The organism is Porphyrobacter sp. YT40, assembly GCF_006542605.1.
Classification (GTDB): Bacteria; Pseudomonadota; Alphaproteobacteria; order Sphingomonadales; family Sphingomonadaceae; genus Erythrobacter.
The window spans coordinates 1,191,602-1,210,471 of record NZ_CP041222.1 but is presented as its reverse complement, the minus strand read 5'-3'; the positions used below and the strand labels follow the sequence as shown (position 1 = coordinate 1,210,471).

General features: G+C 64.0%; 18 protein-coding genes. 10 read left to right on the top strand and 8 right to left on the bottom strand.

What is annotated here, in order from left to right:
• The first annotated feature begins 48 nt into the window (after window positions 1–48).
• From E2E27_RS05715 to E2E27_RS05685, 8 genes are all read left to right on the top strand, one after another.
• Window positions 49–1,290: a glycosyltransferase gene (locus tag E2E27_RS05715; protein WP_181443580.1), complete on the top strand. Its 1,242-nt coding sequence runs from the start codon at window positions 49–51 to the stop codon at window positions 1,288–1,290.
• Between the two features lie 255 nt (window positions 1,291–1,545).
• Complete coding sequence (locus tag E2E27_RS05710; RefSeq protein WP_141458059.1) at window positions 1,546–2,394, top strand: 2OG-Fe(II) oxygenase; 849 nt, start codon at window positions 1,546–1,548, stop codon at window positions 2,392–2,394.
• Window positions 2,391–4,055, top strand: a complete 1,665-nt coding sequence (locus tag E2E27_RS05705) for a GMC oxidoreductase (protein WP_141458058.1) — start codon at window positions 2,391–2,393, stop codon at window positions 4,053–4,055. The genes E2E27_RS05710 and E2E27_RS05705 overlap by 4 nt, the downstream gene beginning before the upstream one ends.
• 57 nt (window positions 4,056–4,112) lie before the next feature.
• Window positions 4,113–5,453, top strand: coding sequence for an O-antigen ligase family protein (locus E2E27_RS05700; RefSeq protein ID WP_141458057.1), 1,341 nt, complete (start codon window positions 4,113–4,115; stop codon window positions 5,451–5,453).
• Window positions 5,450–5,887, top strand: a complete 438-nt coding sequence (locus tag E2E27_RS18650) for a hypothetical protein (protein WP_181443579.1) — start codon at window positions 5,450–5,452, stop codon at window positions 5,885–5,887. Before E2E27_RS05700 ends, E2E27_RS18650 begins: the two co-directional genes overlap by 4 nt.
• Window positions 5,884–6,873, top strand: coding sequence for a glycosyltransferase family 2 protein (locus tag E2E27_RS05695; RefSeq protein ID WP_181443578.1), 990 nt, complete (start codon window positions 5,884–5,886; stop codon window positions 6,871–6,873). Before E2E27_RS18650 ends, E2E27_RS05695 begins: the two co-directional genes overlap by 4 nt.
• A gap of 131 nt (window positions 6,874–7,004) precedes the next feature.
• A complete protein-coding gene (locus tag E2E27_RS05690; RefSeq protein WP_141458055.1) occupies window positions 7,005–7,268 on the top strand; it encodes a spike base protein, RCAP_Rcc01079 family in 264 nt (87 codons plus the stop codon).
• On the top strand, window positions 7,265–9,370 hold the full coding sequence (locus E2E27_RS05685; RefSeq protein WP_141458054.1) for a hypothetical protein: 2,106 nt from the start codon (window positions 7,265–7,267) through the stop codon (window positions 9,368–9,370). Before E2E27_RS05690 ends, E2E27_RS05685 begins: the two co-directional genes overlap by 4 nt.
• A 39-nt stretch (window positions 9,371–9,409) precedes the next feature.
• Here E2E27_RS05685 and E2E27_RS05680 read toward each other — a convergent pair whose 3' ends face one another.
• A complete protein-coding gene (locus tag E2E27_RS05680) occupies window positions 9,410–10,204 on the bottom strand; it encodes a class I SAM-dependent methyltransferase (protein ID WP_141458053.1) in 795 nt (264 codons plus the stop codon).
• A gap of 155 nt (window positions 10,205–10,359) precedes the next feature.
• Between E2E27_RS05680 and E2E27_RS05675 the strand changes: the two genes are divergently transcribed.
• Window positions 10,360–11,256: a hypothetical protein gene (locus tag E2E27_RS05675; RefSeq protein WP_141458052.1), complete on the top strand. Its 897-nt coding sequence runs from the start codon at window positions 10,360–10,362 to the stop codon at window positions 11,254–11,256.
• Here the strand turns inward: E2E27_RS05675 and E2E27_RS05670 are convergent.
• Window positions 11,231–11,962 (bottom strand): SDR family NAD(P)-dependent oxidoreductase, encoded by a 732-nt coding sequence (locus E2E27_RS05670; protein WP_181443577.1) that lies wholly within the window; start codon window positions 11,960–11,962, stop codon window positions 11,231–11,233. The genes E2E27_RS05675 and E2E27_RS05670 overlap by 26 nt on opposite strands.
• On the bottom strand, window positions 11,959–13,002 hold the full coding sequence (locus tag E2E27_RS05665) for an acyltransferase family protein (RefSeq protein ID WP_141458050.1): 1,044 nt from the start codon (window positions 13,000–13,002) through the stop codon (window positions 11,959–11,961). Before E2E27_RS05665 ends, E2E27_RS05670 begins: the two co-directional genes overlap by 4 nt.
• Before the next feature lie 415 nt (window positions 13,003–13,417).
• On the opposite strand from E2E27_RS05665, the gene E2E27_RS05660 reads away from it, so the two are divergent.
• On the top strand, window positions 13,418–14,602 hold the full coding sequence (locus E2E27_RS05660) for a lipopolysaccharide biosynthesis protein (RefSeq protein WP_234036201.1): 1,185 nt from the start codon (window positions 13,418–13,420) through the stop codon (window positions 14,600–14,602).
• Here the strand turns inward: E2E27_RS05660 and rfbB are convergent.
• From rfbB to rfbA, 5 genes are read right to left on the bottom strand one after another with little or no spacing between them, the layout of a single operon-like run.
• Window positions 14,599–15,648 (bottom strand): dTDP-glucose 4,6-dehydratase, encoded by a 1,050-nt coding sequence (gene rfbB / locus E2E27_RS05655; RefSeq protein ID WP_141458048.1) that lies wholly within the window; start codon window positions 15,646–15,648, stop codon window positions 14,599–14,601. The two genes, E2E27_RS05660 and rfbB, sit on opposite strands and share 4 nt — an antisense overlap.
• The gene (gene rfbD, locus E2E27_RS05650) at window positions 15,641–16,498 is read right to left on the bottom strand and encodes a dTDP-4-dehydrorhamnose reductase (protein WP_141461601.1); all 858 of its coding nucleotides are present in this window, start codon (window positions 16,496–16,498) and stop codon (window positions 15,641–15,643) included. Before rfbD ends, rfbB begins: the two co-directional genes overlap by 8 nt.
• Before the next feature lie 11 nt (window positions 16,499–16,509).
• Window positions 16,510–17,310 carry a sulfotransferase family protein gene (locus E2E27_RS05645; protein ID WP_141458047.1) on the bottom strand — a complete coding sequence of 267 codons (801 nt, stop codon included), beginning with the start codon at window positions 17,308–17,310 and terminating at the stop codon, window positions 16,510–16,512.
• Window positions 17,307–17,852 (bottom strand): dTDP-4-dehydrorhamnose 3,5-epimerase, encoded by a 546-nt coding sequence (rfbC, locus tag E2E27_RS05640; RefSeq protein ID WP_181443576.1) that lies wholly within the window; start codon window positions 17,850–17,852, stop codon window positions 17,307–17,309. Before rfbC ends, E2E27_RS05645 begins: the two co-directional genes overlap by 4 nt.
• Entirely contained in the window at window positions 17,849–18,757 is a 909-nt protein-coding gene (gene rfbA / locus E2E27_RS05635) for a glucose-1-phosphate thymidylyltransferase RfbA (protein WP_141458045.1), read from the bottom strand. Before rfbA ends, rfbC begins: the two co-directional genes overlap by 4 nt.
• Window positions 18,758–18,870: the final 113 nt, after the last annotated feature.

Sequence of the window (18,870 nt, the reverse complement as noted above, 5' to 3'; positions counted from 1 at the left end):
GGGCGAGCGCGGCCGGCATCTGACCACCATCATTATTGCGGGATGATCGTGAACGACAAGAAGCCGGACACCATCGCCTTGCCGGGCTTTGCTGATGACGCGCGGCCCAAGGTGCTCAACCTTTCGGCCGATTTCCCCGATCCGATCGACCCGGCCAAGACCCGGGTGATCCGCACCCTGATCGATGATGGGGCGGATGAGATCGACCACGCGGTGATCTCGCTCAACCGGATCAGCCCGTCACCTGCTGCTGCGGTGCGCACGGTGCTGACAGGCCATCTTGGCCTGACCGGCGTGCCTTTCGAACACGGCCTTGCGCTTGGCTATGCAGCACCGGGTCGCGGCCTGTTTCATCGCACCATTCTCGAACGACTGGGCGACCGGATCGCCAGCCAGATCGCCAACATGACGCGAGGGCCTGATCTTGTCGCGGGCCACAAGCTGACGATCGAGGGGCTCGCCGTGCGCCGTATCGCGACGCGGCTGCAACTGCCCTATGCGATCACCGTGCAGGGCGACACCGACACCAAGATCCTGGCGGTGCGCCCCGATCTCGCCCCTGCCCTGCGCCGGGTCTATCACGATGCCCGGCTCGTCACCTTCTTTGCGCCGTGGACTCATGCCGCCGTAGAGGAGAAACTCGGGCGGCGGAGCGGGCCGGTTGCGATCATTCCCTGTCCGACCGAGCTCGACGAGCCGCTGCCGCCGCGTCCAGGTGGCAACGGCCTGATCAGCGTGTTTCACCTCAAAAGCCACACACGCAAGAACCTCTCCGCCATGGCCGAGGCCTTGCGGCTTGCCGCGTCTGCTGGCGCACCGCTGACCCTGGCCATCTGCGGCGGTGGCAGCCCCGAGGATAGCGCCGCCGCCAAAGCGAGCGCGGGGGACGCGCCCGGCCTGGTGTTCGAAGGTTCGCTCGCGCGGGAGGCCGTCGCTGCACGCATGAACGCTGCGACCGGCTTTGTCCTCCCGTCCCGCCGCGAAACCTTCGGACTGGTGTTCATCGAAGCGCTGTTTGCCGGCCTGCCGATCATCTACCCGGCGGGGCAGGCAGTCAGTGGCTATTTCGACGACTGCCCTTTCGCCATCGCGGTGCCACCGGGAGCCCCGGCAGCGCTGGCCGCCGCGATGCGCACGCTTGCCAAGGAAGAGCAATCGCTCAAGCAGGCGCTGGCCGAGTGGCAAGGATCGCCCGCCGCGCAGCGCTTCACCAAGTGGGCCATCGGCGAGGCCTATGCTTCGGCGCTGATGGCAGCCACGGGGACGGCGACCGGGGCGTGCGTGTCATGAAAACACAACCCCGCCGCGGCATCGGAACGCGGCTGATTGTTGTTCTGAAGCGGTCTGCAGTCCGGGCAAACTGCAGCGCGACGACGCGGTTATCGCTTGCAGTCACCTCGCAAAACACCGTAAAGTACGGGACGTTGCAAGGGTGACGACAGTCGCGAGAACAGCGGTGATCAGCACCGCATCATTCCAGCCCCGGGAGAGGCTGATCACCATTGCAAGAAGTCATTGATATTACAGAGGTTGGGGCGTTTTGTCATGAGTGTGCTTGAATTCACCGATGCAGGTGCCGGACAGCTGTTTCTGAACGAGGAGCAAGCGCGCGAGGCGGGCCGGAAGCGGGCTGACAGCTATCGCGAGGCATCGCCCTTCCCACATATCGTGATCGACGATTTTGTCAGCGGCGACGTGCTGCAGAAGGTCATCGCCGAGTTCCCGCAGCCCGACGCCGGCCTGACCTTCGCCCGCGCTCAGGAGCAGAAGAAGACGCAGTACCACCCTAAGGATTGCGGCCCCTTCACGCGCCAGCTGCTCAACGAGCTGAACAGCCAAGCCTTTCTTGCCTTCCTGCAGGAAATGACTGGCATGAAGGGCCTCGTCGCCGACCCGTATTTCACCGGTGGCGGCCTGCATGAAACCAAGAATGGCGGGCACCTGGGTGTCCATGCCGATTTCAACATGCACCCCAAGATGAAGCTGCAGCGCCGGATCAACCTGCTGATCTATCTCAACGAGAACTGGGACGATTCCTTTGGTGGCCACCTCGAGCTGTGGGACACCGAGATGAAGGCCTGCCAGACCAAGGTTTCCCCGGTGTTCGGCCGCGCGGTGATGTTCAACACCGATCTGGACAGCTACCACGGCCATCCCGATCCGCTGGCCTGCCCGCCGGACCGTTCGCGCCGGTCGATCGCGACCTATTACTACACCGCCTATGAAGGCAGCGAAGCGCTCGCGCCCAAGCGGACCACCGCTTTCAAGGCGCGTCCCGGCACGGACGACAAGCCGGACCTGTCGGTGAAGCTGCGCCACCTGATGCTCGACTGGACACCGCCTGCCCTGCATCGCAAGCTGAGTTCGCTGAAATCCTCCAAGCCGGCCGAATGACGCATCCCATGTGGGATGTCATCGTCATCGGCAGCGGCATGGGCGGCAGCATGGCCGCCGGGGTGCTGGCGAAGGCAGGTCTGACGACGCTGGTGCTCGAAAGCGGGGCGCTGTCTTCCGGCGGCGGGGCCAAGCTGTCGTTCAAGGACAAGCTCAAGCAGAAGCTCGCCAGTTCGCCCGATCCTGATCCGGGCAGCGGCAAATGGCGCGATCCGCTGCTGGTGCGCCAGTCTGCCGGTCAGTCCTACCGCGCGGTAAGACCGGTGGTGGGCGAGCTTGCGGGCGGATCAGGCGCCCTCTACGGGGCCGCCCTTGGCCGCGCGCGGCGCAGCGATTTCGAAGTCGATTTCCGCCCGGCCGACTGGCTCGCTGATGCGCCCTCGGCCCTGCCCAATGCCTGGCCGGTGGGGTTCGACACGATCAAGCCGTTCTATCGCCGGTGCGAGGCGATGCTGCGGGTGGCCGGAACGCGCGACCCGCTCGATCCCGACGACGATGCCGACTTGCGCGAGCCCCCGTCGGTTTCGGGCAACACGGCGGCGCTGGTCGATCTGCTGACCGCCAATGGCCGTCATCCGTACCGGATGCATGTCGGCATCGATTACCTGCCCGGCTGTTCCGAATGTCAGGGCAGCGTGTGCCTGCGTCGCTGCAAGTCCGACAGCTTCGGCCGCGTGCTGGCTCCGCTGCTGGACGAGGGGCGCGCAACCATGCGCAGCGTCGCCTATGTCGACCGGATCGAACGCAAGGCGGGCGGTCATTTCGAGGTGGTGACCCGCACCCCTGACGGCAAGAGCGAGTCGATCGCGGCGCGGCTGGTGGTGCTGGCGGCGGGCGCGCTCAATTCGCCGCTAGTGCTCCAGCGCTCGGCCGATCTGTGGCCTTCGAGCCGCGTGCCCGAGATGGTGGGGGGGGGCCTGATGTTCCACTTCGGCGATATCTTTGCGGTCATGGACGCCAACCCGGCCGACGGCGCGCACGGCCCCTTCAAGACACTGGGCTTCCGCGACCATTACATGGACGGCGCCATGCCGCTGGCCGAGTGCCAGTCGCTCGGCATGGCAGGCTCGCCATGGATGGTGGGCAAGTATCTCGAAGAAGAGGCGGTCGCGCTCGGCCTTGCGCGCCTGCCCTTTGTCCCGGTAGGCGCAGACATTGTCGGACGGATCGCTGCCGCGCAGTATCGCAACGCCTATCTGTTCACCTCCAACCTCGAAGATCTGCCCTATCGTAGCAACCGGGTGGAGGCTGTGGGCGTCGATCCGAAGTCCGGGCAGGACCGGATCGGGGTGACCTATCGCGCGCCAGAGGAACTGATGGTGCGCGCCCGGCGTCTGAGGGCATTGCAGGAACAGGCCTTCGCCCCGCTCAAGGTCAGCTTTCTCAAGCGGCTGGGGGCACCCAATCTCGGACACCCGATGGGCACCTGCCGGATGGGGGACGATCCGCAGACATCGGTGGTGGATCCGTCCGGACAGGTGTGGGGGCAGCCGGGACTGTTCGTGGTGGACGCATCGGCCTTTGCCTCGAGCCTCGGGATCAACCCGGCGCTCACGGTTGCGGCCAATGCGCTGCGGGTGGCCGAGGGAATCCTTGCCGGTGCGCCAGACCCCCTTCGCGGTGCGCAAAGCGAGCCTGCCGGAGCGTTTGACACGCCCTGAGCGTTAATCCATAGCTTGCAGTATTGCTGCACATGCGAAGGCCGGGTTGAACCTGCGATGGCGACACGAATTGCTCCAGCTGCCTATCGCCGGAGGCCGATCGTGCCGCCCGGTTACCAGACCGTTGCGCCCGGCCAGCACCTAATCGTTCCGCTGATCGCGTTCTATGCGCTGCTGATGCCTGCGGGCCTCGCGCTGGACATCGGCGGGGTCATGCTTCCGCCTTACCGTGTCGCGCTGATGGTGATGGCGCCTTTCGCGATCTTCGAAATGGCACGCCGGAACATGCGGCTGACGCTGCCCGACTATTTGCTGATCCTGGGGAGCATATGGGTGATCCCGGCCTATCTGATGACGTCAGGGGTCGGCAAGGCAATTGAAGGCGGCGGCAGTTTCGTGGTCGATTCGCTTGGCGGTTACCTAATCGGCCGCGCCTACATCACCGACGTGCGCCGCCTTCGGACCTTCCTCCAGAAAGCTCTGCCCGGCGTGATTATCATCGCCATTATTTTGGCGATTGAGTCAATTTCGCATGAGCTGCTGATTGCCGATCTGTTCCCGCAACGCGCGCGGATCGATAAGCTTTATGAGGTCCGTTACGGGCTCCTGCGCGCCCGAGCATCGTTTCCGCATTCGATTTTGGCAGGCATGTTCATGACATCGCTTCTGCCACTGTATTTCCTGTCAGGAGTACAAAGCCCATCCAAGTGGCTTGGGGCCTTGGCATCGTTCGGAGCGGTCTTCACTGTTAGCTCTTCGGCCATCTTATCGATCATTATGGCAGTGTTTCTTATCGGCTATAAGATGGTCTTCAATCTTATACTGCGGCTCCGCGAAAGGATGGTCTACATCGCCTATGCGTTCGTCGCACTCTACGTCTCACTTGAGCTGACGACTTCCACCGGTGCTATCCGGACTCTCATACGCAACTTCACGCTTGACCCGAGAAGTGGTTATTACCGCATTCTCATCTGGGACTACGGCACAGCGTCCGTGGCACGCAACCCACTTTTCGGTATCGGCGATAGATCCATGCCGCGCGCGCGTTGGATGATTACCGAAACGATTGACAATCACTGGCTGATGCTGGCGGTAAAATTCGGTCTGCCATGCGCGCTTTTGATCTTGCTTGGCGTGATCGTGGCAGTCTGGCGGTGCGGTCAACGAAACCGCGGACTGAATGATTATGATCGGGCAACAACATTCGGTGCGATCGTGTCCCTTTCGAGTTCGGCCATGATTATGTGGACCACATCCATCTGGGCCAATAATCTGGCTTGGTTCATGATCGTCGCAGGCGTGGTAATATCATTAACAGATCAGTTGCCCCAAACACCGAGGCGTCTGCCTTATCAGGTGGCCCGAAACCGCCGCGCAGCGGATCCGCCTCCTCAATGACATTCGTTTCATCGGTCCACGAAAATTCATGGACCAAGACGCTTGATGCGCCTGTGCCGGAATTGCCCCTCATCGCGGTCACGCCATTCGCGGCTTGGTTGGGGAAGTTATCGCCTCTAATGAGTGCGCGGGACAGGGTATGTGCAATTGCAGTGTTCCCACTGCTGCCGGCCGCCGGCATCCGCTCCAAACTGCCGTGTGCCGTTGCCTCGGTCTTCGCCTTTCTCAGCGATGTCTCTTTTGCGGTCTATGCCATCCACAGTCCGATGATCGGGTTCGTCTGCAAGCTGACCACGGTCATGGGTCTGGCCCGCTGGCCAACGGTTGTCCCTTTTCTCAGGATCGTGCTCGTGCTCGGCCACTTCGTATCGCGGTTCCACGACGTGCCGGTCCGCGGTGTGATTGCCCGATGGCGCAAGAGGATGGCAGCATGACCGACGCGCCACCACAGATTGTGGACACCGCCAGCCACACGGCAGACCCGGGCGGGAATACCAGACCACCACTGAGCATCCTGATCGTTGCCTATAATTCCCGCCAATACATCGCCGACTGCATCGGTTCGGTGATCCAGCACACGGCCCCCGGCTCCTACGAGATCCTCCTGGTCGACAACGGCACGGATGGGACCGAGGCGCTGATACGCGAGGCCTTCCCCGCGGTGCGCGTCATCCCCAGTCAGGGCAATATCGGTTTCGGCAAGGGCAACAACCTGCTCGCAGGCCACGCGCGGGGCGATTATCTGTTGCTGCTCAATCCCGACACGCAACTTGTCGACTCGGCAATCGACCGGCTGCTTGCCTTCGCCCAGACCCAGCCGGGCGATGCTTGGGGCGGGGTGACGACCTATCCCGATGGCGAGCTGGATGGCGGCAATTTCCTCACCATCCCCTCGGTTGGCGCCATTCTGCGCGAGGCCTTCGGCTTGCCGGGCGATCAGCCGGACCGGGCCGAGCTGGAGAACCTTCAGGCGCCCAAGCAGGTGTCGGTCTTGTGCGGCGGGTTCATGATGATCAGCCGCCGCGCATGGGACATGCTGGACGGCTTTGACCCTACCTTCCTGCTCTATGCCGAGGAGATCGATCTGTTCACCCGCATGCAGCAGGCCGGCCTCAATGTCTGGCTGTCGCCCGATAGTCGGATCGTGCACGATGTCGGCAGCGGCGCGATCTATTCCGCTGCGCGCACGCGTTACAAGTTCACCGGACTGATGCACTATGCCCGCCGCCATTGGCCGGGCGTGGGCGCGCTGGTGGTCGGCCTTGCCTATTGGCTGACCGCCTTCCGGCGCTGGGGCACCAGCGCGGCTCTCGGGCTGGTTTCGGGCAAGCACCGCGCCCGGCGCGCCGCCTATGGCCCAATCGTTATGCAGCCGGGCCAGTGGTGGAACGGCTATCGCGGGCGCACGTCGCTGGACTGAACGCCGGCGCGCGGACAGGTTGCCGTGCCGCGACCAACGCCGAAAATGGCGCCGCGGCGCAGAAATCATTTTCCTACCGCAGTCCCGGTCACTTACGATGTTCATGTTTGTTTTAGAGCAAGGAAACAGACATGAGCCACGACCAATATGCCAACGCGGGCAACAGCCTGATCGCTCCGAGCGCGGATTGCTTTGCCATCGTCCCCGATGACACGCTGGAACTGGGCAAGACCACCAAGGCGATCTACATCGGGACCAGCGGCAATATCACGCTCAAGGCGGTCGGTTCGGACGACTTCGTCACCTTCCGCAATATTGTCAGCGGCAGCATTCTCGACATCCGGGTCCGGGCAACGGGGACCACGGCACAAGACATCGTCGGGCTCGCCAAATGAGCAGGCTCGGCATCGGACAATCCTGCCGGCACCAGCGGCCGCATTCCGTCTTTCAGGCTGCCACCGCCCTGCCGCTGATCCTGCCTTCGGAGCAATGGAACGGCGTGCCCGGAACAGGCTTTGCTAGCATCCCGGCCGATCCGGTGCGCACCACCGCCAAGCCTGCCGTGCGCCTGTTGGTGCCGCCCCATCAGCGCTTCACCGACAAGCTGACAGTGGGCGTCATGGCCATGGCCAACGACAATGGCACGCTGATCGGCGGGATCGACCGGGTGCGGTTCCATTTCGAGGGCCGCAGCCTCGATGTGGTGGCACCGCGGTTTCATACCATTACGGACGCCAACGGGGTCGAGCGACGCTATTGGGGTTACTGGATCAATCTCGCCCGGCCGCCCGGCAAGTCGGGTGAGGCGAACCTCTATGTCGAGGCTATCCCTGCCGATGCGACGATGCAGCGCCGGGTGATCGGTCCCTACCTGTTCCTGCCCCGCACCACGTTTTACGACAGTGAAATCACGGTCGATCCCGACGCGCCGACCGTGGCGGGAGCGAATTACGCGACTGTGGGCGCCGCCATCAATTTCCACCGCACAAACGGTGACGATTCGACCCTCATCACGGTCATGAAGCCGATGACCGAAGACCTGGCAGCGACCAAAACGGGCAGCGGCGTCTATAGCGGCAAGGGATACTGCACCATCACCGCAAAGGCGCCCGTGGTCTTTGCAACACCCGATTTCAACGGTGACGTAAATTCACAGTTCCGGACGCAAATCAACCGCTTGCACTTCAAGGGCCGCAACATTACCTTCGACACGAGATATATCGGCACCATCTGGTCGGAGCCCTCGGCGGATGGCGATCACTGGCTCGACGGATGCCGGTTCGTCAACAGCGGCGGCCGCTATACGCTCTGGCGAGCGGGGCCCCGCACCTATGGCAACCCGGTCGCAGGCTCGCCCTACTTCACCGAATGCGAAATGGTGGCCCAGTCCGATGCCTGCATCTCGGCAAGATTGGTGCGCGGCTGCTCGCTTGCACAGGGGTTCCGAGACTTCGCCAGCGATGGGCAGTGCGTGGTCGGCAACACCATCGACGGTCTCGACAGCACCGACGGCTGGCTGGTGGATTTCCCTTCGCTGAGCGTGACCTACAGCGGTACCCAGGCCACCGCCACGCTCGGGATTGCCGGGCCAGCCGATGGGAACAGCCGCACCGTGACCGCGAAATGGGGTGCGAACAACGCGACCTTTGCGATCGGCAGGACCGAAACATTCTACACTATTGCAACGGCAAGCGGATATAATCCTGCAACCGCAGCGCAAGGTTACTTCGTGAAGGACGTGGCCGACTGGCTCAACAGCCTGCCTGATTGGAGTGCGAGCGTGCTGGATAACAGCCGCCGCGCATCGGCGCTGGCGTTGCCAGATGGCAAGGGCGCTCCGTTCACCGATCGGAACGTCAAGAACGTCGCTCTCCAACTGGTGACGTGCTTCGACTTCCACGGCGATTTTTACCAGCGCATCGCACTGACCGAAAACAGCATCATCGCCTTCAACAGCGGGACGGGAATTCGGGGCCAGAACATCTTCCTCGCCGCCAATGGCGGTCTCTGCCGGGATTTCGTGGTGGTTGGCAATGCGTTCACCAACGTGCCTTCGAGCAGCGGTTATGCCGTCTGGACGCAGGTCTCCAGTCAGTTCGCCGGCACGACGCATAGCCATGTGGTGTTCGCGCATAATTCGATGCCGACCCAGCGCCTGATGCTCCGCGCGGACAGTACGGGCTACGATCCCGACGGCTACTGCCTCATCGCCAACAATGCGCTGCACAATATCAACTGGGTCGGCACGCCAACGGGCAAGCACCTTGATGTCGGGATCGCCAACAATGTCATCGATGGCAATTTCCTGGCCCCTGTCGGATCAACCGGGACAGTGATTGGCGGAGACTATACGACCAAGTTCGCCGACAGTCTGGCTGGAAACTTCACGCCCGCCGGCACGCTCGCCATCAATCCGCTGCCGCCCGTGTGGAGCTTCGGCCTGCCGGGCCTGATGGCAAGCAGCCTGTCACCGGCCGGCGCGCTTCCGCAGCTCTGACACCGCTGGCGATGTCGGTCTGATCCGACCGACATCGCCTTAATTGTGGCAGAGATAGAGCAGTTCAAAGGGATCAATCATCCAGGCAGTGGCCGCCGCGTCGTCATCTTCAAAGGCGTCGTACCGCTCAACGGTAAAGCCCGCCCGCTCCAGTGCGGCGAGGTAGTCTGCCGGGGTAAACAAGCGAAGGTGATCGTCCTGGCCCACGATCCGGATGCGTTCCTCTCCGGTGGAATCGAGCGGCAATTCGATCGACTGCTCCAGCTTCAGCGCCAGCGGCACCTGCAGGATCGCCGTCCCGCCGGGCTTCAGCACACGGCGGATCTGCGCAAGCGCGAGATCGACATCGGGCACGTGTTCGAGCACGTGGTTGCAGATCAGCAGATCCACGCTGTCATCCGCCATCGGCAGCGCCGACAGGTCGGCCTGTTCGACCGTGTCGATATGGCGATAGCGCGAAGGTTCGAAATCATAGGCGGTGTAGTTCTTCGGCGCGGCTTCGCTGATTCGCCGCGTCAGGCCCTTTTCGGGGGCGAAGTGCGCGATTGTGATGTCGCGCGCGAAGCGGAAGCCCTTGTCCGCCTGCGACAGCCAGAACCAGATCAGCCGTTCGCGCGAGCTGGAATGGCACACCGGGCACTGGTCGGCGAAGCGGCGCAGCCCGCCCACGACCTGCAGACGCTCCAGCACTTCAAAGCCATAGCCGGTGTCGCGGAACCGCCGCACGGGCGACTGGCAGACCTGACACCGATGCGGCCCGATATTGATCACCTTCCGCCCGTTTTCGATCACGGGATAGGGGATCATTCGTCCGATTTTTTTCTTGTTCAGCATGGGAGGCGGGCCTTTCCGGGAGCCACTTTTGGTCTAAGGGGTGCAGCCGATGCCCGCAAGCGCGAGATGGGTGTTGCACTGCAAAAAAGATCACCCCAAAAGAGGGCAGCAGGGTCGCGCCGTAACCTCTCTCGCCATCAGGAACAGGAAAAAGCGTGCTCAGAAAGCCCCTGACCACCACCCACCCGCACGGATATGTGCTGGCGCGCAAGGATCGCGCGCTCGGTCTGCTGCGGATTTCCAAGAACGCATCGACCGAGTCCAAAAACCGGCTCGAATGCGCGGACTGGCTGGCGTTTGACGACTATCAGGGGCCCGTGGTTGCCTTCCTGCGCGAACCGGTATCGCGCTTCCTGTCCTCGGTGCCCGAAACCGCGCTGCGCATGACCCATTTCGCGATTGCGGAAGAATGGCGGCAAGACCGGGTGGTGATTGAAGAGGACATCCACTACGAGCTGATGCGGCTTGCCCAGGCCCCGATCGCCACGGTCATGGAGGCCTTTGTCGAGCTAGTCGCCTACGACTTCTTCGATGCGCATCACGAGCCGCAGCACGCCTTCTTCACCGACCGCAACATGGGCCTGCGGATCGACCCGCATCTCTACCTGACCGAGAGCTTCGAGACCGCCGTGCGGCAGATCGAGGCCCGCTGCGGTATCCGCACGCCCGCGCCTGCCGGACGCGGCAACGAGGGCGGCGCGAAGCCCCGGACGGGGCGCACGCCGCTCATCGATCTGGCGCGCAAGGTGACGCGCACCGGGGTCTATCGCACCGTGGCCCATGCCGGTTTCCTCGGCCAGCGCTATCGCGGCGATGCGGGCCCGGCGCAGCTGCGCGATCTCAACACGATGGCCAACCAGTTCGCGCGCGAGATCAAGACCTATGCCTTGCCCGATGCCCTGCGCGAGCGGATTCTGGCGATCTATGCGCTCGACCAGCAGCTCTGGGCCGAGGTGACCGCGCGCGGCGGCGATATCGCGGGGAGCGCGGTGTGGCCGGGGATCGCCACCGAAGGCGCCGCTCCGGTCAGCGCCGCAGCACGATCCGCTTGATCGTGCCCTTCCAGCTCTCACCCAGCCGGATCTCGCCCCATTCCTGAAAGAACCGTCCGTGCGGGCCGTCGCGCCCGCAGGTCAGCAGCGGCAGGAGCATGGCGTAGATCTCTTCCGGCGCATGGCCGTAGTCGCTCATCGCGGTGCGGGTCGCGCCGGGGCTGAATTCGTTGACCAGCACATCCGGGTAACGATCGCGGTCGATCTCGCCCGCGATCCCGCGCACCAGCGAATGGAGCGCGCCCTTGGACACCGAATAGGCGAGCGATCCGGGCAGCGGGTTCATGTCGGCGAGCGAGCCCATCACCACCACCCGCCCGTAATTGCGCGTCAGCATCGCAGGCAGCACTGCGCGCACGGCATTGGCGACACCGACCACGTTGATGCGCAGGACATCGTCCAGATGCTCGGGCGTCTGGTCGAGGAAGTGCGCCTTGGGATAGACGGCGGCGGCAGCGATCAGATGCTCGACCGGGCCATGCGCCGCCTCGGCCGCGGCAAAGCCTGCCGCGCAGGACGCACCATCGGCGACATCGACCGTAATCGGGGTGATGTTTGGGGCAGCAGCGGCGAGCTCGGCCAGCACGGCTTCATTGCGGCCCATTGCCGACACGCGGTGCCCGTCAGCGGCAAACTGGCGGGCGAGCGCCTGCCCGATCCCGCCGCTCGCCCCGGTGATGGCGACATGGCGCTGAGCGGCGCTCATGCCCCGGCCTCCGCACGCGGACGGAGCCGGGCGAGCACCCCGCGCGCGATCCGTTCCGGCCATTCCTTGTGGCCCAGCGCCGGTTCCTCGATCCACCGCCACGAGGCATAGGCGAGCGCCAGCGTGATCGGCCAGCACACCGCGAACAGCGCCAGCCACGAGGTGAAGGGATAGAGGTTCATCAGCATCATCAGCACCACCGAATGCATGAGGTAGACGCCGTAAGACAGATCGACGCCCGTCGTTAGCGGCGTCTTGGGAAAGCGTAGCAGACCGATGCCGACCACCAGATAGGTGGTGAGCAAGGGCGCAATCAGGTAGTCGAACGGCGTCGCCCACGCCGCCACCAGCAGCGCCAGCGCCGCCAGCATCAGCGTGCGCGACCAGGGCACGACATCGCTGAACAACTGGATCAGCACGCCAGCGCCGAAATAGGCGAACAGGAACAGGAAAATGAACAACTTGGTGCGCCCGCCATCGACTACGATCGGGCCGAGCCCGAACCACAGCCCCGCCAGCGCGGTGGCATAGAGCGACAGGAACACCCAGCGACGCCGCATCACACCCGCCCAGGCCAGCACCGCCAGCAGCAAGTAGCACGTCCATTCGTAGTGCAGCGTCCAGATCGGGCCGTTGATCGTGTCGCCTCCGTCATAGTCGACAACGCCGGGCAGTTGCAGGCTGAGGAAGGTGGTGACGGTCTTGAGATAGCGCCACGTCACCGGGCTGCTGTAATATTCCGCTACCGGGAGCCCGGAAAACCACGGGCCGACGACAAGCGATGTGCCCACCACCACCGCGGCCAGCAATGGCATGATCCGCATGAACCGGCGGCTGAGATAGCCGATCACGTTCCCGCTTTTCACCAGCCCCGGAGTGATCAGGAACCCGCTGAGCGCAAAGAAAACCGACACCGCCAGCAGGCCAAGTTGGGCGTAGCCTTGCGAGAACTGATACAGCCAGTCATCGCGCACGATGTCATGTTCGATCTTCATCGCGTGGTGTACCAACACCGCGCTCGCCGCGACCAGTCGCAGCATATCGAAACCGGGGCCGCGATTGCCTACCCCTTCATAAGCTTGCCGCAGCGTAATGATCGCCAGTCCCCGTCTGAAAGCTGTGCCTGACCCACATGGGACCTTCAACGAAAACACCCCGATCGTAAAGGGACAAATGCCCTATTTCGCCCTGTGGCAATGCCGTGACAGGTGACCTGTGCAGACAGCGCGCGCCGAGGATTCCGGCGGGCTGGGAAAGTCTGCCGGGGCGGCCATGATAGCGCTTGACGCCCTCACGGCCATCTCTCAAGACACTCCGCCTGTGCGAAGCAGAGCTCTGCAATCTGGACTGCATCACTTGCCCAAGCCGCTGGCATCCCGCCTTCGTTCCGATCTTCTGCTCGGCCTCGGTTTGCGAGGCGCCGGGGCGATCTCGAGCTTTGCGCTAACGTGGATCATGGCGCAGATGTTCGGCGCCAAGATCATCGGTCTCTATCAGATCGCCTTCACCACCATGACCCTGCTCGCCGGCATGGCCGCGCTGGGGCAGCCGGTGATCATGGTCCGGCAACTACCAACGCTGCTGCGGGAAAACCGTCTGGCCGAGGCGAGAGAGCGGTTCCGCGGGAGTTTCCGCTTTGTCGCTGATCTGGGCATTGCCCTTGCCCTGCTGGCTGCGGCAATCAGCCTGCCAATGGCCACACTGCTGATCGAGGATACAGGGCTTGCTTCCTTCATCATCGCGATCGCCCCGGCGGTGCTGCTGCTGCCGCTCGTCAGGTTGCAATGCGCGCTGCTGCGGTGCCACGGTCAGGTACGTCTGTCGCAGTCGCTTGAAGGGGTGGGCTATACGACTTTCGCCATGCTGGTGATGCTGGGACTGTGGCAATCGGGCGGCAATTACAACCCGTTATTCGCACCCGCAGCGCTGGTGACGGGGTTGACCATGTCCCTTGCAACCGGGGCCTATTTTGTCCGCAAATCGCTGGGCAAGGAGGGACGCAGCGCGCCGACGGCCCGGCCCGAAATCGCGGCGGGGGCCTGGGTGGCGACGGCACCGCTCGTTACGCTAGCCGGCAACTGGCTGATCCTCCTCACGATCGGCGCGATGCTCGGCGCTGCCGACGCGGGGGTGTTTCGCACCGCAGTGCAGATATGCATGCTGATGGAGCTGATCAACACCTCCTTCGCCACGATGGCCGGCCCCCACCTCGCCTTCGCCGCCGGCAGCCGCGACACTGCGCGGCTGCGGCGGATCATTCTGGTGGCAGGCGGCATCGGCATCGCGCTGGCATCGCCGCTCGGATTGCTCGCCATCATGGCGCCCAAATGGTTGCTTGGCCTGTTTGGCCCGGAATTCGTCTCCGGGGCAGAGGCACTGCGCTGGATCGCAGTGGGACAGCTGGTGAATGTCGCCGCCGGCCCGGTGGGCATCGCGCTGGTCATGCAGAAGCGCGAACGCACGGTGCTGCTGGTCGAGATCGGCGCGACCGCCTGCGGCCTGCTCACCGTCTTCGCGCTGGTCCCGCAATGGGGGCTGACAGGCGCGAGCCTAGGCGTGTTAATTGCGGTCGCGATCCGCAATCTGACCAATGCTGCCCTAGTCTGGATGGCCAGGGCGGATCCGGAAGCAGAAGCCTAGGCCTTGACCAAGGGGCGCCACCACGCCTCGTTGTCGAGATACCAGCGCAGGGTCTGGCGCAGGCCCACGTCGAAGTCATGCGCCGGGACATAGCCGAGCTCGGCCCGGGCCTTGGTCTCGTCAATGGCATAGCGGCGATCGTGTCCGGCGCGGTCGGTGACGAAGGTCTTGAGGCTCTCGGTCGCCTCGCCCTTCGCGGCCGGGGCATCGGGGTAGCGTTCGGCGAGACCATCGACCTCTGCGAACGCACGGTCGACCTCGCGGCAGATCGCGGCGATGACCTCAAGGTTGGGCAGTTCCGCCCCGCCGCCGATATTGTAGGTCTCGCCCGGCTTGCCATTGGCGAGGCACGCCTCGATCCCGCGGCAGTGATCCTCGACATGCAGCCAGTCGCGCACGTTCATCCCGTCGCCATAGATCGGCAGGTTGCGCCCGTGCAGCGCGTTGAGGAGGAACAGCGGAATCAGCTTTTCGGGATATTGGTAAGGCCCGTAATTGTTCGAGCAATTGCTGGTCGTCACCTCCAGTCCGAAGGTATGGTGATAGGCGCGCACCAAGTGGTCCGAGGCTGCCTTGCTCGCCGAATAGGGCGAGTTGGGGGCATAGGGCGTGATTTCCGAGAAGGCCGGATCACTCGGCCCCAATGATCCGAACACCTCGTCGGTCGAGATGTGGTGGAACCGGTGCGGCCGGCCGCTTCCCGACAGCCATACGCTGCGGGCGGCTTTCAAGAGGCTGTTGGTGCCGAGGATATTGGTGTCGATGAAGGCGTCGGGCCCGCTGATCGAGCGGTCGACATGGCTTTCGGCGGCGAAGTGCACCAGCGTGTCGATCGCGTGATCGCGCAGCAGGCTTTCCACGAGTGGGGTGTCGCGGATGTCGCCGACCACCAATTCGGCCGCCGTGCCTTCGAGCGTCGAGCGATTGCCGGCATAAGTCAGCGCGTCTAGCACGATGACGCGGTCTTCGGAGTGCTTCGCGTTCCAATAGTGGACGAAGTTGCCGCCGATGAACCCGGCGCCGCCGGTGACAAGCAGATTAGCCAAGCTTCGCTTCCTCTTTCAGCATTGCGCGCAGATTGTCGCGCCAGGGGACCGCGGCATCGCCCAGAAAGGCGCGGGTCGCGCTGCAATCAAGCAGCGAGAAGGCCGGGCGGCGGGCGGGGGTCGGATAGTCGGCGGTGGTGATCGCGTTGATCGCCGGGATGCGGGGGATGAGGCCCAGCGCATGGGCCTCCTCGGCGATGGCAACCGCGAAGCCGTGCCAGCTGACCGCGCCATCATCGGAGTGATGAAAGGTGCCGGTCGCGCCCTTTTCGATCAGCGCCCAGAGGGTGCGGGCGAGGCCGGTGGCCCAGGTGGGAGAGCCGATCTGGTCGGCGACCACGCCCAGCTCGTCACGCTCCTTCATCAGCCGGATCATGGTCCGCACGAAGTTCGCGCCGCCCGCTTCATAGACCCACGCGGTGCGCACCAGCAGGTCTTCGGGGCGCAGGTGATCCTCGCCTTCGGCTTTGGTGCGACCATAGGCGGACTGCGGATTGCGCGGCGCGTCGGGCGGATAGGGCGTCGAGGCCGTGCCGTCGAACACGTAGTCGGTCGAGACGTGGACCACCTTGCCCCCGGTCCCTGCCATCGCCTCGACCATCACCGCGACAGCCTCGGCATTGATCGCGCGCGCCAGAGCCTCATCGTTCTCGGCCTTGTCGACCGCGGTGTAGGCGGCGGCGTTGATGATCACATCGGGCGCTTCGACCACCAGCCGCGCGGTGAGCATCGCGGCATCGGTGAGGTCGACATCCTCGACATCGATCGCGTTGATATCGGCCCATGCGGGCGCGGTGCGCTGCAAGGCCCCGCCAAGCTGGCCGTTCGCGCCGGTGACGAGGACGTTCATGGCCACCCCCGTCACTCTTCAAAGCCGAGCTGGGCCGCGGCCCCCGGAAAGGCGCGATCGAAGGCGTCCTGCACCCGCGGCGTGAAATGCTTGCGCCACTGCCCGGTCGAAGGATTGCGGATATGGGTCTTTTTCTGGCCTGGACCACCAAGCGAAAAGTAGTCGAACAGATCGCGAAGCAACACCCGCTCGTTGTCGGTGAGGTCCCACCCAGCGATCACCTTGGTGAAGTTGCCGAGCGCGTGTTCCCCGATGAGATCATCGTAGCGGCACTCGGCAACGCCGGGCCGGTTGTAGTCCCAGTTCAGCATGTTGCGGATCGTGACGCCGGTTTCGCCCTCGATCTCGAAGATCAGCCGGTCCTCGTCGTTCGGCAGTGCGTTGAGCGCTTCTTGATAGGTCCTCCAGCCCAGCCTCTCGACCGGCCATTGTAGCCACCGCTCGTTCGATTTGCGGTGGTAATGCATGCTCGAGACCAGCACGTCGCGCGGGTCGCGGATCACGTGGATCCCGGCAAATCCAGGCGGCAGAAACTCCCAGCGCAAAAGCGACTGGTGCGCGACGAGGACATCGCGGGCGTAATCGAGGTTGTTGCCAGGCTTCACGTCCCAGCTGCGGCCAGTGATGGTGGCGAAGGTCCGGAACACCCGTGCGAGAAACACCGTCAGCACCTTGTGGTGCGTGGCGACAAGGATCTGCTGGCGCTTATGCGGCTGGGTGCGGCGCGATTCGAGGGCGACCGACAGGGCGTGCTTGGCCAGAAGTGGAGAGTTGGTGGCAATGTGCGTTGCCCAGTAGAGTTTCTGCTTCATACAAACACCTGCACCTGCGCCAGCGAGAGCCCGTGCGCGTCCTTTTCCGAAATCAGCGGATCAGCGCCAAGTGAGGGCCATTCGATCCCCACCGCCGGATCGTCCCACGCCAGCGTGTGCTCGCTCTGCGGCGCATAGGGCGCGGTGCACTTGTAGAGGAAATCGGTATCGTCCTCGAGCGTGAGGAAGCCGTGCGCGAAGCCCTCGGGCACCCAGAACATCCGCTTATTCGCCGCGCTGAGTTCGACCCCGGCCCATTGGCCAAAGGTCGGCGAGGCGGCGCGCAGATCGACCGCGACATCGAACACCGCGCCGTTCGCCACCCGCACCAGCTTGCCCTGCGGCCCCGGATTCTGGAAGTGCAGCCCCCGCAGCACGCCCTTCTGCGAGCGGCTGTGATTGTCCTGCACGAAGGTCAGATCCAGCCCGGCTCCGGCAAAGGCGGCGGCATTCCACGTTTCCATGAAGAAGCCCCGCGCATCGCCGAACACGCGTGGTTCGATGATCAGCACACCGGGAAGCGCGGTTTCGATGATGTTCACGGCAGCACCGGCCCGGTCGACGGGTTGTCGAGCAGGTTCAAGAGATATTCGCCATAGCCCGACTTTCTCAGCGGCGCGGCAATCTCGCGCAGGCGTTCGGCGGTGATGAAGCCCTGCCGCCATGCGATTTCCTCAGGGCAGCAGATCTTCAGCCCCTGCCGCTCCTCGGTGATGCGGACATAGGTCGCCGCGTCGAGCAGCGAGGCATGGGTGCCGGTGTCGAGCCAGGCGAACCCGCGCCCCATGATCTCGACCGACATCGTGCCTTCGTCCAGATAAACCCGGTTGAGATCGGTGATCTCCAGCTCGCCGCGCGGCGATGGCGCAAGGTCGCGGGCGCGGTCGGCCACGGTATCGTCGTAGAAATAGAGCCCGGTCACGGCATAGTTCGATTTGGGCGCGGCGGGCTTTTCCTCGATCGAGATCGCCTTGCCCGATCCGTCGAATTCCACCACGCCGAAGGCCTGCGGATCGCTGACCCGGTAGGCGAAGACCGTCGCCCCGGTCTCCCGCGCGGTCGCGTTCCGCAGCAGGTCGGGCAGGCCGTGGCCGTAGAAGATATTGTCGCCCAGGATCAGCGCGCTGGGGCGACCTTTGACGAAGTCCGCGCCGATATGGAACGCCTGCGCCAGCCCTTCGGGACGGGGCTGGACTTCATAGGTCAGCGACACACCGAAATCCGACCCGTCCCCCAGCACGCGCTTGAACTGCGCGGCGTCTTCGGGGGTGGTGATGATCAGGATCTCGCGGATGCCCGCCAGCATCAGCGTGCTGAGGGGGTAATAGATCATCGGCTTGTCGAAGATCGGCATCAATTGCTTGGAGACGCCGCGCGTCAGCGGATAGAGCCGCGTGCCCGATCCGCCTGCCAGAATGATGCCGCGTCTGCTCGTTTCGATGGCCATAGCGACTGCGCGGCACCCTCCGGAAAATGAAATCGCTGCAACCCGCGCGCTGCATTGCAGCACGGTCGCAGCGGGTCAACCGCGAATCGCGAGGCGGCTTGTGCAGGTGCGAG

Bases quoted from the DNA above. Each gene is read 5' to 3' on its own strand.
- E2E27_RS05710 (WP_141458059.1), top strand. From the start codon at position 1,546: ATGAGTGTGCTTGAATTCACCGATGCAGGTGCCGGACAGCTGTTTCTG.
- E2E27_RS05705 (WP_141458058.1), top strand. From the start codon at position 2,391: ATGACGCATCCCATGTGGGATGTCATCGTCATCGGCAGCGGCATGGGC.
- E2E27_RS05700 (WP_141458057.1), top strand. From the start codon at position 4,113: ATGGCGACACGAATTGCTCCAGCTGCCTATCGCCGGAGGCCGATCGTG.
- E2E27_RS18650 (WP_181443579.1), top strand. From the start codon at position 5,450: ATGACATTCGTTTCATCGGTCCACGAAAATTCATGGACCAAGACGCTT.
- E2E27_RS05695 (WP_181443578.1), top strand. From the start codon at position 5,884: ATGACCGACGCGCCACCACAGATTGTGGACACCGCCAGCCACACGGCA.
- E2E27_RS05690 (WP_141458055.1), top strand. From the start codon at position 7,005: ATGAGCCACGACCAATATGCCAACGCGGGCAACAGCCTGATCGCTCCG.
- E2E27_RS05685 (WP_141458054.1), top strand. From the start codon at position 7,265: ATGAGCAGGCTCGGCATCGGACAATCCTGCCGGCACCAGCGGCCGCAT.
- E2E27_RS05680 (WP_141458053.1), bottom strand. From the start codon at position 10,204: ATGCTGAACAAGAAAAAAATCGGACGAATGATCCCCTATCCCGTGATC.
- E2E27_RS05670 (WP_181443577.1), bottom strand. From the start codon at position 11,962: ATGAGCGCCGCTCAGCGCCATGTCGCCATCACCGGGGCGAGCGGCGGG.
- E2E27_RS05665 (WP_141458050.1), bottom strand. From the start codon at position 13,002: ATGCTGCGACTGGTCGCGGCGAGCGCGGTGTTGGTACACCACGCGATG.
- E2E27_RS05660 (WP_234036201.1), top strand. From the start codon at position 13,418: ATGGCGCAGATGTTCGGCGCCAAGATCATCGGTCTCTATCAGATCGCC.
- rfbD (WP_141461601.1), bottom strand. From the start codon at position 16,498: ATGAACGTCCTCGTCACCGGCGCGAACGGCCAGCTTGGCGGGGCCTTG.
- E2E27_RS05645 (WP_141458047.1), bottom strand. From the start codon at position 17,310: ATGAAGCAGAAACTCTACTGGGCAACGCACATTGCCACCAACTCTCCA.
- rfbA (WP_141458045.1), bottom strand. From the start codon at position 18,757: ATGGCCATCGAAACGAGCAGACGCGGCATCATTCTGGCAGGCGGATCG.